At 63.5% G+C, this 13,994-nt stretch carries 8 protein-coding genes; 6 read left to right on the top strand and 2 right to left on the bottom strand.

Annotated elements, in window-relative coordinates:
- Nucleotides 1-219: 219 nt before the first annotated feature.
- Genes ptsP through AC07OT_RS06160 form a run of 4 tightly spaced genes read left to right on the top strand, consistent with a single transcriptional unit; the run spans nucleotide 220 to nucleotide 7,306 of the window.
- Complete coding sequence (gene ptsP, locus AC07OT_RS06175) at nucleotides 220-3,078, top strand: phosphoenolpyruvate--protein phosphotransferase (RefSeq protein ID WP_495107696.1); 2,859 nt, start codon at nucleotides 220-222, stop codon at nucleotides 3,076-3,078.
- Nucleotides 3,079-3,999, top strand: a complete 921-nt coding sequence (gene pfkB, locus AC07OT_RS06170; protein WP_495107695.1) for a 1-phosphofructokinase — start codon at nucleotides 3,079-3,081, stop codon at nucleotides 3,997-3,999.
- Between the two features lie 11 nt (nucleotides 4,000-4,010).
- Complete coding sequence (locus AC07OT_RS06165) at nucleotides 4,011-5,720, top strand: PTS fructose-like transporter subunit IIB (RefSeq protein WP_495107694.1); 1,710 nt, start codon at nucleotides 4,011-4,013, stop codon at nucleotides 5,718-5,720.
- 44 nt (nucleotides 5,721-5,764) lie between these two features.
- On the top strand, nucleotides 5,765-7,306 hold the full coding sequence (locus AC07OT_RS06160) for an alkaline phosphatase D family protein (protein WP_495107693.1): 1,542 nt from the start codon (nucleotides 5,765-5,767) through the stop codon (nucleotides 7,304-7,306).
- Between the two features lie 56 nt (nucleotides 7,307-7,362).
- Here the strand turns inward: AC07OT_RS06160 and AC07OT_RS06155 are convergent, their stop codons facing one another.
- Together AC07OT_RS06155 and AC07OT_RS06150 are read right to left on the bottom strand one after the other, a co-directional pair.
- Nucleotides 7,363-9,888, bottom strand: coding sequence for a PepSY domain-containing protein (locus tag AC07OT_RS06155; protein ID WP_495107692.1), 2,526 nt, complete (start codon nucleotides 9,886-9,888; stop codon nucleotides 7,363-7,365).
- Between the two features lie 132 nt (nucleotides 9,889-10,020).
- Nucleotides 10,021-12,324 carry a TonB-dependent receptor gene (locus AC07OT_RS06150; protein WP_495107691.1) on the bottom strand — a complete coding sequence of 768 codons (2,304 nt, stop codon included), beginning with the start codon at nucleotides 12,322-12,324 and terminating at the stop codon, nucleotides 10,021-10,023.
- Nucleotides 12,325-12,530: 206 nt separating this feature from the next.
- Here AC07OT_RS06150 and AC07OT_RS06145 point away from each other — a divergent pair, with 206 nt between their 5' ends.
- Nucleotides 12,531-13,211 carry a Fe2+-dependent dioxygenase gene (locus AC07OT_RS06145; protein ID WP_065947104.1) on the top strand — a complete coding sequence of 227 codons (681 nt, stop codon included), beginning with the start codon at nucleotides 12,531-12,533 and terminating at the stop codon, nucleotides 13,209-13,211.
- A gap of 1 nt (nucleotide 13,212) precedes the next feature.
- Complete coding sequence (locus tag AC07OT_RS06140) at nucleotides 13,213-13,962, top strand: tetratricopeptide repeat protein (protein WP_495107690.1); 750 nt, start codon at nucleotides 13,213-13,215, stop codon at nucleotides 13,960-13,962.
- Nucleotides 13,963-13,994 lie beyond the last annotated feature (32 nt).

Genomic DNA, 13,994 nt, shown 5'->3' with positions numbered 1-13,994 from the left:
GTCCCAGCTCAAGTGCCGAGTGGTCCTTCAAGGATGCGCAATTAACGCGTAACCTGCCATAAATTCTAGATTAAACGTTTCAGCCAGCGTATTTTTACGACGTTAGCCACTGAGTGCCTACTGCCAATTGACTGCTCAGTCAGCTAGTCCGGAACACCATTACACTGTTTTATTCAAAACAATACCTAGTGCGTCCAGCGCACTAACTAGGAGAACGGCATGCTTGAGCTCACTGTAGAGCAGATTTCCATGGGCCAGGTGGCTGTGGATAAATCTGCTGCCCTGCACCTGCTCGCTGACAAACTGGTGGCTGATGGCCTGGTCGCCGAGGGGTATCTCAGCGGCTTGCAAGCCCGTGAAGCCCAAGGCTCGACCTTTCTTGGCCAAGGTATTGCCATCCCCCATGGCACCCCCGAAACCCGCGACCAGGTGTTTTCCACCGGCGTGCGCCTGTTGCAGTTCCCCGAAGGCGTGGACTGGGGCGATGGGCAGATTGTGTACCTGGCCATTGGTATTGCCGCCAAATCCGACGAACACCTGCGCCTGCTGCAACTGCTCACCCGTGCCCTCGGTGAAACCGACCTGGGCCAGGCGCTGCGCCGCGCGGGCACGGCTGAAGCCTTGCTGAAACTGCTGCAGGGCGCACCCCAGGAGCTGGCGCTGGACGCGCAGATGATCAGCCTGGGCGTGTCTGCCGATGACTTCGAAGAGCTTGTGTGGAGAGGTGCACGCCTGCTGCGCCAGGCCGATTGCGTCAGCAATGGGTTTGCCGCTGTGTTGCAGCAGGTCGATGCGCTGCCCCTGGGTGACGGCCTGTGGTGGCTGCACAGCGAGCAGACGGTCAAGCGCCCGGGCCTGGCGTTTGTTACGCCCGATAAACCCATGCGCTACCTCGGCCAGCCCCTTAACGGCCTGTTCTGCCTGGCCAGCCTGGGTGAAGCCCATCAGGCCTTGCTTGAACGCTTGTGCGCCTTGTTGATTGAAGGTCGCGGTCAGGAATTGGGCCGTGCCACCAGCAGTCGCGCGGTGCTCGAAGTGCTCGGCGGCGAGCTGCCAGCTGACTGGCCCAGCGCCCGCATCACCCTGGCTAACGCCCACGGCCTGCACGCACGGCCGGCGAAGATCCTCGCGCAATTGGCCAAAAGTTTTGAAGGCGACATCCGCGTGCGCATCGTTGACGGCCCGGTGGGCGCCGTGTCGGTGAAGAGCCTGAGCAAGCTGCTGAGCCTTGGCGCCCGGCGTGGCCAGGTGTTGGAATTTGTTGCTGAACCGACGATTGCCTGCGATGCGTTGCCCGCGCTGCTGGCCGCCGTTGAAGAGGGCCTGGGCGAAGAGGTCGAGCCACTGCCGACCATGAGCGCACAGCCCGAAGCCCTTGATATTGCGCCAGTGATCAGCGCGCCACAGGCCGGCAGCCAGCTCCAGGCCATCGCCGCAGCGCCGGGCATTGCCATTGGCCCTGCACATATCCAGATTCAACAGGTGTTCGATTACCCCTTGCGCGGCGAGTCCTCGGCCATTGAGCGCCAGCGCCTGCAAGATGCCCTGGCCGATGTGCGCCGGGATATCCAGGGCCTGATCGAACGCAGCCAGGCCAAAGCCATCCGCGAGATTTTCATCACCCACCAGGAAATGCTCGACGACCCGGAACTCACCGATGAAGTCGACACCCGTCTCAAGCAAGGTGAAAGCGCACAAGCGGCGTGGATGAGCGTGATCGAAGCCGCCGCCAGGCAGCAGGAATCGTTGCAGGATGCCTTGCTTGCCGAGCGCGCCGCCGACCTGCGCGACATCGGTCGCCGGGTGCTGGCGCAATTGTGCGGCGTTGAAACCGCCCAGGAGCCGAGCGAAGCCTACATCCTGGTGATGGACGAAGTCGGCCCTTCCGACGTCGCGCGCCTGGACCCGGCCCGCGTCGCCGGCATCCTCACCGCCCGCGGCGGCGCGACGGCCCACAGCGCCATTGTCGCGCGGGCCCTCGGTATTCCCGCGTTGGTCGGTGCCGGCCCGGCGGTGTTGCTGCTGGCCGCCGGCACGCCGTTGTTGCTGGATGGCCAGCGCGGTCGCCTGCATGTAGACCCCGATGCAGCCACCCTGCAACGTGCCACCGTCGAGCGCGATACCCGTGAGCAACGCTTGCAGGCCGCCTCGGCCCAGCGCCACGAACCGGCGCTGACCCGTGATGGTCACGCCGTGGAAGTGTTCGCCAATATCGGCGAAAGCGCCGGTGTGGCGAGCGCCGTGGAGCAGGGCGCCGAAGGCATTGGTTTGCTGCGCACCGAACTGATTTTCATGGCCCACCCCCAAGCCCCGGACGAAGCCACCCAGGAAGCCGAGTACCGCCGTGTGCTCGACGGCCTCGGTGGTCGCCCGCTGGTGGTGCGCACCCTCGATGTGGGCGGCGACAAACCGCTGCCGTATTGGCCGATTGCCGAGGAAGAAAACCCCTTCCTCGGCGTACGCGGTATTCGCCTGACCCTGCAACGCCCGCAGATCATGGAAGCGCAATTGCGCGCACTGCTGCGCTCGGCGGATAACCGCCCGTTGCGCATCATGTTCCCGATGGTCGGCAGCGTGGATGAGTGGCGTGCCGCCCGCGACATGACCGAACGCCTGCGCCTGGAAATCCCGGTGGCCGACCTGCAACTGGGGATCATGATCGAAGTGCCGTCCGCCGCGCTGTTGGCGCCGGTGCTGGCCAAGGAAGTGGACTTCTTCAGTGTCGGCACCAACGACCTGACCCAGTACACCCTGGCCATCGACCGCGGCCACCCGACCTTGTCGGCCCAGGCCGATGGCCTGCATCCGGCGGTATTGCAGTTGATCGACATCACCGTGCGCGCGGCCCATGCCCATGGCAAATGGGTCGGTGTGTGCGGCGAACTGGCGGCGGACCCGCTGGCGGTGCCGGTGCTGGTCGGCCTGGGTGTGGATGAGTTGAGCGTGTCGGCCCGCAGCATTCCCGAAGTGAAGGCGCGGGTGCGTGAATTCAGTCTGAGCGAGGCCCAGGGCCTGGCGCAAAAAGCACTGGCGGTGGGTTCGCCCGCCGAGGTGCGTGCCCTTGTGGAGGCCGTGTAGATGGCAAGGATTCTGACCCTGACGCTGAACCCGGCGTTGGACCTGACGGTACGCCTGGCGCACCTGGAACCGGGTGAAGTCAACCGCAGCGAAACCCTGCTCACCCATGCCGCCGGCAAGGGCGTGAATGTGGCGCAAGTCCTGGCCGATCTGGGCCATCAAGTGACCGTGGGCGGTTTTCTCGGCGAGGACAACCCCCAAGCCTTCGAGGCGCTGATTGCACAACGTGGTTTTGCCGACGCGTTTATCCGCGTGCCCGGCGAAACCCGCAGCAATATCAAGATTGCCGAGCAGGACGGCCGGGTCACCGATATCAATGCGCCAGGGCCGTTGGTCAGTGAGCAGGCGCAGCAAGCGTTGCTCGACCAATTGACGCGCATTGCGCCGGGCCATGATGCGGTGGTCGTCGCCGGCAGCTTGCCGTGTGGCGTCAGCCCGCAGTGGTTGCAGGGGCTGTTGGAACACCTGAAGCGTCTGGGCTTGAAAGTCGCTCTGGACACCAGCGGCGAGGCGCTGCGTGCCGGTCTCAAGGCGGCCCCGTGGTTGATCAAACCCAATACCGAAGAGCTCGCCGAGGCCCTGGGCAATGCCACCAACGTCATCAGCCAACTGCATCAGCAGGGTGTTGAGCATGTGGTCGTCTCCGACGGTGCCGCGGGCGTGAGCTGGTACAGCCGGGCCACCACTCTTCATGCCACGCCGCCCAAGGTGACGGTGGCCAGTACGGTAGGTGCCGGCGATTCGCTGCTGGCCGGGATGCTCCATGGTTTGCTTGAGTCTGAAGCGCCTGAACAAACCCTGCGTCGCGCCACGGCAATTGCCGCCATGGCGGTGACACAGATCGGTTTCGGCATCTGCGACGCCGCGCAGCTGGCGCGTCTTGAAAGCGGCGTCGCTGTACGCCCGCTGACAGAACAATAAGAGGGATTGTCATGAAGTTAGCCATTGTTACCGCCTGCCCCAACGGCATGGTCACCAGTGTGCTGTGCGCCCGCTTGTTGGACGCTGCCGCGCAACGCCAGGGCTGGAGCACCAGCGTCGAGGTGGTGGATGTACAGCGCCCGGAGCGCCAGTTGTCCCAGGCCACCATCGACGACGCCGAATGGGTGTTGCTGGTCAGCAGCACGGCGGTGGATATGCAGCGGTTTGTCGGCAAGCGGGTGTTCCAGAGCACACCGGCCCAGGCGCTGGCGGATGTCGAGGCGGTGTTGCGCCGGGGCGCGCAGGAGGCCGAGGTCTACATTGCGACCGCACAGGCGGCTCAAAATGCGCCGCGTATCGTGGCCGTCACGGCCTGTCCCACCGGCGTGGCCCATACCTTCATGGCCGCCGAAGCCTTGCAGCAGACCGCCAAGCGCCTGGGCTATGACCTGCAGGTCGAGACCCAGGGCTCGGTCGGTGCGCGTACGCCGTTGAGCCCCGAGGCCATCGCCAACGCCGACGTGGTGCTGCTGGCGGCCGACATCGAAGTGGCCACCGAGCGTTTCGCCGGCAAGAAGATCTACCGTTGCGGCACCGGTATTGCGCTCAAGCAATCCGAGGCGACCCTCAACAAAGCCCTGGCCGAAGGCGCGGTGGAAAGTGCCGCCAGCGGTACTGTGGCCAAGAAAGAAAAAACCGGCGTCTACAAACACCTGCTTACCGGTGTGTCGTTCATGTTGCCGATGGTGGTGGCAGGCGGTTTGCTGATCGCCTTGTCATTCGTGTTCGGCATCCATGCGTTTGAGCAGGAAGGCACGTTGGCGGCCGCGCTGAAAACCGTCGGCGACCGCGCCTTTATGCTGATGGTGCCGCTGCTGGCGGGTTATATCGCTTACTCGATTGCCGACCGCCCAGGCATTGCCCCCGGCATGATTGGTGGCCTGTTGGCGGGCACTTTGGGAGCCGGTTTTATCGGCGGGATTTTCGCCGGGTTTCTCGCCGGTTATTGCGTCAAGCTGATCACCCGTGCGGTGAAGTTGCCGCAGAGCCTGGAAGCACTCAAGCCGATCCTGATCATCCCGTTGCTGGCGAGCCTGTTCACGGGCCTGGCGATGATCTACCTGGTGGGGCCACCGGTGGCGCGCATGCTCACGGGCCTGACCGATTTTCTCGCGACCATGGGCACCACCAATGCGGTGCTGCTGGGCATCCTGTTGGGCGGCATGATGTGTGTCGATCTGGGCGGGCCGATCAACAAGGCGGCGTATGCGTTTTCCGTCGGCTTGCTGGCGGCACAGAGCGGCGCACCGATGGCCGCGACCATGGCCGCCGGCATGGTGCCGCCAATCGGCATGGGCATCGCCACGTTCCTGGCGCGACGCAAGTTCGCCCAGACCGAACGCGAGGCCGGCAAGGCCGCGATGATCCTGGGCATGTGCTTTATCTCCGAAGGCGCGATCCCGTTTGCGGCCAAGGACCCGTTGCGCGTGATCCCGGCCAGCATCGCCGGTGGCGCGTTGACCGGTGCTCTGTCGATGTACTTCGGCTGCAAACTGGCCGCCCCCCATGGCGGCCTGTTTGTGTTGATCATTCCGAATGCGATGAACCACGCGCTGCTGTACCTGCTGGCAATCGTTGCCGGCAGCCTGCTGACCGGTTTGGTGTATGCGCTGATCAAGCGTCCGGAAGCGGTGGAGCTGGCTGTCGCACCGGTGTCATAAGCGCATGCTTTAGTGGCCCTTTTGATACTCAAGAGGGCACCTGCATGAGCCACTTCGATCTCGGCCGTCGCCGTGTGATGCAAGCCGTCGGCGCCGGCCTGTTGCTGCCGGGCCTGGCCCCGGCGGTGATCGCGTCGGTCAAGGACCGGCCGCAACTCACCGACGGCGTGCAGTCCGGCGACCTGCTCGGTGATCGCGCGATGATCTGGAGCCGCAGCGACCGCCCGGCGCGCATGGTGGTGGAGTGGGACACCCGCAGCGTATTCAGCAACCCGCGCAAATTCGTCTCGCCTCTGGCCGACAACCGCACCGACTTTACCGCCCGTGTCGAACTCACCGGACTGCCCGCCGACCAGGCGATTTTCTACCGCGTGCACTTTGAAGACGCCCAGACCGGCGTCGCCAGCGAGCCGTGGTTCGGCCACCTGCGCAGCGTGCCGCAACAACGCCGCGACATCCGTTTTGTGTGGAGCGGCGACACTGTCGGCCAAGGCTTTGGCATCAACCCTGACATCGGCGGTATGCGCATCTACGAAGCCATGCGCTTGCGCCTGCCGGACTTCTTTATCCACAGCGGCGACACCATCTACGCCGACGGCCCGGTGCCCGCGCAATTGCCTACCGAGGGCGGGCGCATCTGGCGCAATATCACCACCGAAGCCAAGAGCAAAGTCGCCGAAACCCTCGACGAATATCGCGGCAACTACCGCTACAACCTGCTGGATGAAAACGTGCGTCGCTTCAATGCCGAAGTGCCGCAGATCTGGCAGTGGGATGACCATGAAGTGGTGAATAACTGGTCGCCCGGCAAGCAACTCGACGAGCGCTACCAGACCAAGGACATCAACACCTTGGTGAGCCGCGCACGCCAGGCCTGGCTGGAGTATTCGCCCATGCGCCGGCAAAGCGCAGACGGCGGCGGGCGGATTTATCGCAAGCTCAGTTATGGCCCGTTGCTGGATGTATTCGTGCTCGACATGCGCAGCTATCGAGGCCCCAACGATGACAACCTGGGCGGTGAAAAACCCTTCCTCGGCCGCGAGCAGTTGGACTGGCTCAAGCGCGAACTCAAGGCCTCCCAGGCCCAGTGGAAGGTGATCGCCGCCGACATGCCCATCGGCCTCGGCGTGCCCGACGGCGAAGTCAGCCCCGGCGTACCGCGCTGGGAAGCCATTGCCAACAATGACCCAGGCCCGGCGCAGGGCCGCGAGCTGGAAATCGCCGAATTACTCGGCTTTCTGCGCGCGCAGAAAGTGCGCAACCATGTGTGGCTGACGGCGGATGTGCATTACTGCGCGGCCCATCACTACCACCCGGATCGGGCGGCGTTCCAGGATTTCGAGCCGTTCTGGGAGTTTGTCGCCGGGCCTCTGAATGCGGGCAGCTTCGGTCCGAATCCCTTGGATAAAACCTTTGGCCCTGAGGTGGTGTTCGAGAAGGCCCCGCCCGCGCAGAACACCTCGCCGTTTGCCGGGTTTCAGTTTTTTGGCGAAGTGCAGATTGACGGGCAGACAGCGGAGTTGACCGTGATTTTGCGCGACCTGGATGGGGTCTCGGTATTCGAACAGAAGCTGCAACCGGCCTGACCTGAAATGCAATCTAAATGTGGGAGGGGGCAAGCCCCCTCCCACATTGGATCACATCAGTAGACATCCCGGCGGTAGCGCCCCTGTTCGATCAAGCGCTCCACCACCTCACTCCCGAGGATGTCGACCAGCGCCTGGTCCACGCCCGTCGCCATCCCCTGCAAGCTGCCGCACACATAAATCGCCGCGCCGTCCGCGAGCCATTTACGCAGGACATCGGCGGATTCACGCAGGCGGTCCTGCACGTAGATTTTCTCCTCCTGATCCCGGGAAAACGCCAGGTCCAGCAGGGCCAGGTCACCACTGGCCAGCCAGCCTTGCAGCTCGTCCCGGCACAGGTAGTCGTGGGCGAGGGTACGTTCGCCGAACAGCAGCCAGTTGCGCTGCTGGCCATCGGCAATGCGCGCCTTGAGCAAGCTGCGCAAACCGGCCAGGCCGGTGCCGTTACCCAGCAGGATCAATGGCACCGGCGCCTCCGGCAGGTGGAAGCCACTGTTGCGGCGCAGGCGCAGGCTGATCGCCGAGCCAATGGCCGCATGTTCGGTGAGCCAGCCCGAGCCCACACCCAGGCTGCCATCGGGGTGGCGTTCCTGGCGCACGATCAATTCCAGCACGCTGTCGCTGGCGATCGAGGCGATGGAGTATTCGCGCATGCCCAGGGGCGCGAGCGCGTTCACCAGCGCTTGAGCGTGCAGGCCCACCAGGTGCGCCCGGTTGTCCGGCAGTTGGCGGGTCGCAAGGGCCTGGTTGAGGGTGTGTGGCAGGCCGTCGATCAGCACGCCGTCAGTACCGATCAGCCCCAGGCCTTCGAGGAAGTGCTCGATGGCCCACGGGCAATTGCGCGGCAGGATTTCCACCAGGTCGCCGGCCAGCCAGTTTTGTTTCGATGGCGATGTGAGGCCCAGCAGGAAGACGTCCGAGCTGGCGCTGCCGGGGTTGAGCAGGGTGCGCTGGCTCAGCGTCCAGTTTTCATACTGGGCGGTCGGCCAGGCGGCGGCGGGTGCCTGGCCCGTCAGTTGTCCCAGCTGTTGTTGCCAGTGCAGCAGGGCGGCACTGTCGCCGCTGTCCACTTCCACCGGGGCGAACAGTGGGTTACCGCCCTGGTGGGTCAGCCAGAAATGCAGGCGCCGGGCAAAGCCGCAGAAGTGTTGGTACTGGCGATCACCCAGGGCCAGTACCGAGTAGTTCAGGCCTTTGAGTGACAGATCCTGGCCGAGCACGCTGCGCTCGAAACCGCGGGCGCTGTCGGGCGCCTCGCCGTCGCCGAAGGTGCTGACTACGAACAGCGCATTTTCCGATTGGCGCAAGTCGTCCTGGCTGACACTGCCCAGAGGCTGCACCTTCACCGGCAGGCCGGCCGCCTGCAGTTGTCCGGCGGTCTGCCAGGCCAGTTGCTCGGCAAACCCGCTCTGGCTGGCAAAGCCGATCAGCCAGGCCGGGGCATCACTGTGGCTGGCACTGAGGCCTTTGCGTGCGTCGCGCACCTGGCGCTTTTTGCGCCGACGGTCCAGGTACAGCAGCCAACCGGTGATGAAGAACAACGGCATGAGCAGCGAGCTGACGGTGAGGATAATGCGCCCCGCCAGGCCGAAATAACTGCCGGTGTGCAGCGCGTAGATGCTGGTGAGTAACTGCGACTTGAAGGTTTTGCCGGCGTACGTGTCATGGGATTTGACCTCGCCGGTGGCCGGGTCCAGGTTGATCTGGTTCAGTGCGCGGTCGTGGGGGGAGTCTTTGAGCAGGTAATAGACGATGGCGGGTTGCCCGGCGACGGCTGGCATGCGGATGTTATAGGCACTCAAGCCTGGGCCGGCGTTGCTGTAGATGCTGCTCCAGATCGCGTCGTAGTTGGCCACCGGTGTCGGGCCTTCGGGCGGTGGGCCGCGCTTGCGCATCCGTTCATTTTGCGGCGCGTCGGACAGCAGTTTGGTCAGGCCCTGGCTGTACCAGTCGTAGGACCAGGACAGGCCGGTCAGTGCCGCCAGCAGGTAGGCCAGCAGGCACCAGGTGCCGAACACCGAATGCAAATCCCAGTTGAAGCTGCGGCCCTTTTTGCGCCAGTCCAGCGTCAGCCAGGCACGCCAGTTGGCGACCTGGCGCGGCCAGCGCAGGTACAGGCCGGACAGGCAGAAGAACACCAGGCTCAGCGTGCAGGCGCCGGTGATCTGCCGGCCGGTTTCGCCCATGGCCAGGAAGCGGTGCAGTTGCAGGATAAAACCGAGTACATCCTGGCCGACCGCGTCGCCCATGTAGTCGCCGGTGTAGGGGTCGAAATAGCGCATCTGGCCACGGCGCTCACCCGGCGGCGGGGTGAAGAACACGCGGGCGGCGTTGCCGCTTTCGCTTTCCACCCACAGCATGGACACGGCCTTGCCTTCGGTGGCTTCCAGCTTGCGCACCAGCTCGGCGGGCGGCAGCACGCCGGCTTCGCGTTTCTCCACGCTCAACACGCTTGGGTTGAGCGCCCGCAGGATCTCATCCTGAAACGAGACCGCAGCCCCGGTGATCCCCATCAAGGCCAGCACCAGCCCGGCAGTGATGCCGAAGAACCAGTGCAACTGAAACAGGGTTTTCTTCAACACGTCGGACCGCCTCGTCTATCTGAATATGTAGGGCACGGCGCGCATTATGCCGTGGGTTGTCGAGAAACATTCTGTTTTACACGCAAAAGCCCCACGCATCCGATGCGTGGGGCTTTGTGGGCTGCTGACCGTTTAGAAGTGGAAACTCGTGGACAGCAGCGCCGTGCGGCCCGCCGCCTGGTTGGCGAAGTGCGAGGCGTAGGCTTTGTCGTAATAGGTCTTGTCTGTCAGGTTCTGCACGTTCAATTGCAGGTCGACGTTTTTGCTCAGCTTATAGCTGGCCATGGCGTCGTAGCGGGTGTAGGAAGGCACATACACGGTGTTGGCCGCATCGCCGTAAACCTGATCGACGTAGAACGCGCCACCGCCGATGGTCAGCTTCGGGGTCAGGTTATAGGTGGTCCACAGGCTGAACGAGTTCTCCGGCGTGTTGGGCATTTGGTTGCCTTTGTTGGAACCGGCCTGGACGACGCCCTGGCGGTTGCCGTTTTTGCCTGGGTCAACCAGTTCGGCTTTCAGGTAGCTGTAGCCGGCGAATACTTGCCATTGTTCGGTGATCTTGCCGCTGGCGGACAGTTCCAGGCCATCGACCCGCGACTCGCCTGCCGTTTCGTAGGTGTTGGAGTCCACCAGAATGCGGGTGTTTTTCTTCTCGGTACGGAACACTGCGGCAGACAGGGACAGGCGGTTGTGGAACAGGTCCCACTTGGTGCCCAGCTCGTAGTTGACGGTTTCTTCGGGCTTGAGGTCGCTGGTGTTGATGCCGGTAGGAATCGCATTGTTGTCGACCCCTTCGCCCACCAGTCCACCTGCCGGTGAGGCCGAGGTCGCGTAGGAGGTGTAGATGCTGCCGTTCTCCAAAGGCTTCCAGACCAGGCCGGCCTGCCAGTTGAAGAACTGGCTGTCGTCCTTGACCTTGCTGCGTGCCCTGACCGTCGAGGTCGGTACGGCGTTGGTGTTGGCTTCGGTGTCGAAGGTGTCGTAGCGCAGGCCGACGTTCAGCAGCCATTTCGGATCGAGTTCGATGGTGTCGAACACATAGGCGGCACGGCTGGTGGCCTTGGTGTTGGTGCCGTTGTAATTGCGCGCGATGCTGCCGGTCCAGGCGTCGTCCGGATTCGGGTTGCTCAGCGAGGTGCACTGTCCACCCCGGCCGCCGCCGGCCACGGTGCACGTCGGGTTGCTGTTCGGTGTGACGGTGTAACCGCTGACGCGGGTTTCTTCGCCGGTGAATTCCAGGCCGGTGGAGTAGCTGTGCTTGAAGCCAAGCGCCTGGAAATTGCCGAACAGATCTGTCTGGTTGGTGGTGGTCGTGGTGGTGGAGACGCGAGTGTTCGCGCGACGCCACACCGTGCCGAAACGGTTGACGTTGCGTTGGCTATCGTCCGGCTGCGTGAGCACGTAGTCCTGGCCGGTGCTGCCATGGCGCAGGGTGTTTTTCAGCGTCATGTCGTCGTTCAGGTCGTGCTCGATGGAGAACGTGCTGATGTCCGCGCGGGTCTTGCGGAAGTCGCGGTCCTTGAGACCGTAGAAGTTATTGCTGTCGCCGCCGTCGGTGGGTTTGTCGTGCACGTGGGTGGTGGCGGTCGAAGAGCTGTAGCCATACGGAATGCCCGAATCCGGCAGGTCATTGCTTTCCATATGGTAGTAGCTGAGGTTGACGCGGGTCGGCGTGCCCAGGCCGAAGGTCAGCGATGGGGCCACGCCCCAGCGGTCGTAATTGACTGCGTCACGGCCAGCCACGTTCTGTTCGTGGCTCATCAGGTTCAGGCGGAACGCGGCGCTGTCGTCGAGGAACTGACGGTTCACGTCGAGTACATAGCGGCGGGTCTGGTCGGAACCGTAAGTGAAGCCGCCGTTGGTGAAGTCCCGGGCTTGCGGGGTCTTGCTCACCAGGTTGAGGCTGCCACCGGCCGAGCCACGACCGCCGAAGGAGGAGTTCGGGCCTTTGCTGACTTCGATGGACTCGATGTCGAAAATCTCACGGCTCTGGCCGCCGGTGTCGCGCACACCGTCCAGGTAGGTGTCGCCCTGGGCGTCGAAACCACGGATGAATGGACGGTCGCCCTGCGGGTTGCCGCCCTCGCCGGCGCCGAAGGTAATCCCCGGTACGGTGCGCAAGGCATCCTGCAACGAGGTGGCGGCGGTGTCCTTGAGGACTTGTTGTGGCACCACGGTCACCGAGCGCGGCGTGTCCACCAGCGGCGCGGTGTACTTTTGCGACGAGGCTTTTTCGACCTGGTACGCGGTGTTGTCCTGTTCTTCGCCGGTGATGCTGGTGGCGCCGAGGGCGATGCTGTTGCGCTGGCCTTTTTGTTCAGTGTCTTCGGCCGCCTGCGCCAGATGGGCGACAGAGCTGGCGCTGAGCGCAACGCCGATGGCCGAAGCCAGCATACGGGGTGAGCCAACAGGTGTTTTTGTGGTGGTGCGCGACATGACGTGTCCTTTCCCCAAGGAGGTGAGGCCGCGGAATATAGGGCGAACAAGACTTTCTATCAATTGCGATACATTACTATTCGCACTGAATTTACATTCTTTACACTTTTGCCTTACGGTTTTTACGTTCTCGTTCGTCTCCGGCGTTTTACAGGGCGGATAAGAATCAATACCATTGGCGCCTCTTTGCCTACAGGTATTGCCCCATGTTGCTGCACATTCCCGGCCTGTTCTCTCGCGAGGAAGTGCAGCGCATCCGCCACGCCCTGGAAACCGCCGATTGGGCCGATGGCAAAATCACTGCCGGGCACCAGTCCGCCAAAGCCAAGCACAACCTGCAATTGCCCGAAGGCCACCCGCTGGCCAAGGAGATCGGCGCGGCAATGCTCGAACGGTTGTGGAAAAATCCTCTGTTTATGTCAGCGGCGTTACCGCACAAGGTCTTCCCGCCGTTGCTCAATTGCTACACGGCCGGTGGCAGTTTCGACTTCCATATCGACAATGCCGTGCGCCAGGCCAGGGGCAGCCATGAACGGGTGCGCACGGACCTGTCGTCCACGCTGTTCTTCAGCGATCCGGATGACTATGACGGTGGCGAACTGGAGATCCAGGACACTTTCGGCCTGCAGCGCGTGAAGTTGCCGGCCGGCGATATGGTGCTGTACCCAGGCTCCAGCCTGCACAAAGTCAACGCCGTGACCCGAGGTGCGCGCTATGCCGCGTTTTTCTGGACCCAAAGCCTGGTGCGTGAAGACAGCCAGCGCACCCTGCTGTTCGAGATGGACGGCGCCATCCAGCAATTGAGCCGTGATGTGCCCGACCACCCTGGGTTGATCCAGCTCACCGGCACCTATCACAACCTGTTGCGTCGCTGGGTCGAGGTCTGACATGGGCTTTTTATTGCGCCGCGAAGAGGTGCTCAACGTTGAGCAATTGCAGGGCATGCTCGACGACTCGCCGGTGCGTGCGGCCCAGGCGATTCTGATCGCGGCCAAGGAGGGCGTGGTGGATGCCCAGGCCTTGCTCGGGCAAATCCTGCTGGAAGGCCGCGGTATTGCGCGCGACGAAGCGCTGGCGCTGCGGTGGTTCCAGATTGCGGCGCAGGGCGGGCATTTAATGGCGCGCAATATGGCCGGGCGTTGCCTGGAGCATGGTTGGGGGTGTGCCATCGACGAAGCGGCGGCTGCGCGGGAATACCGCTTGGCGGCAGACGCGGGATTGGATTGGGGCCAGTACAACTATGCCAATCTGCTGGCGACGGGCCGGGGTGTTGCCGAGAACCCGCAGCACGCGCTGGCCTTGTATCGGCAAGCCGCAGAGCAGGGGCATGCCAAGTCGATGAACCTGCTGGGGCGCTACCTGGAAGACGCTCAGGTTTGCCCGAGGGACCTGGAGGCGGCTGTGGAGTGGTATCGACGTTCAGCCGAGGCTGGGGATTTTCGCGGGCAGTTCAGTTACGCGGCGGTTTTGGCCGACAGGGGCCAGGTCGAGGCGGCGCTGGAGTGGTTGCGCAAGGCGCTGGCGGGCGGAAATCTGAAGTTCCTGCGAACAGCCCACACGGCCTTGGCGGCGGCGAGTGATCCGCAGGTTCGAGCGCTGGCCGAGGCCTTCCGCCAACGGGCCGTGAGCCTTGCCTGAGGCAAAAAAACCCATGACATGTCATGGGTTTT

Source organism: Pseudomonas sp. GW821-FHT09C10, from assembly GCF_059418085.1.
Note: the sequence above shows the minus strand (reverse complement) of the source record. Positions and strands in the feature narration are given on the sequence as shown.

Coding starts and splice junctions, on each gene's coding strand:
- ptsP (WP_495107696.1), top strand. CDS start 220: ATGCTTGAGCTCACTGTAGAGCAGATTTCCATGGGCCAGGTGGCTGTG.
- pfkB (WP_495107695.1), top strand. CDS start 3,079: ATGGCAAGGATTCTGACCCTGACGCTGAACCCGGCGTTGGACCTGACG.
- AC07OT_RS06165 (WP_495107694.1), top strand. CDS start 4,011: ATGAAGTTAGCCATTGTTACCGCCTGCCCCAACGGCATGGTCACCAGT.
- AC07OT_RS06160 (WP_495107693.1), top strand. CDS start 5,765: ATGAGCCACTTCGATCTCGGCCGTCGCCGTGTGATGCAAGCCGTCGGC.
- AC07OT_RS06150 (WP_495107691.1), bottom strand. CDS start 12,324: ATGTCGCGCACCACCACAAAAACACCTGTTGGCTCACCCCGTATGCTG.
- AC07OT_RS06145 (WP_065947104.1), top strand. CDS start 12,531: ATGTTGCTGCACATTCCCGGCCTGTTCTCTCGCGAGGAAGTGCAGCGC.
- AC07OT_RS06140 (WP_495107690.1), top strand. CDS start 13,213: ATGGGCTTTTTATTGCGCCGCGAAGAGGTGCTCAACGTTGAGCAATTG.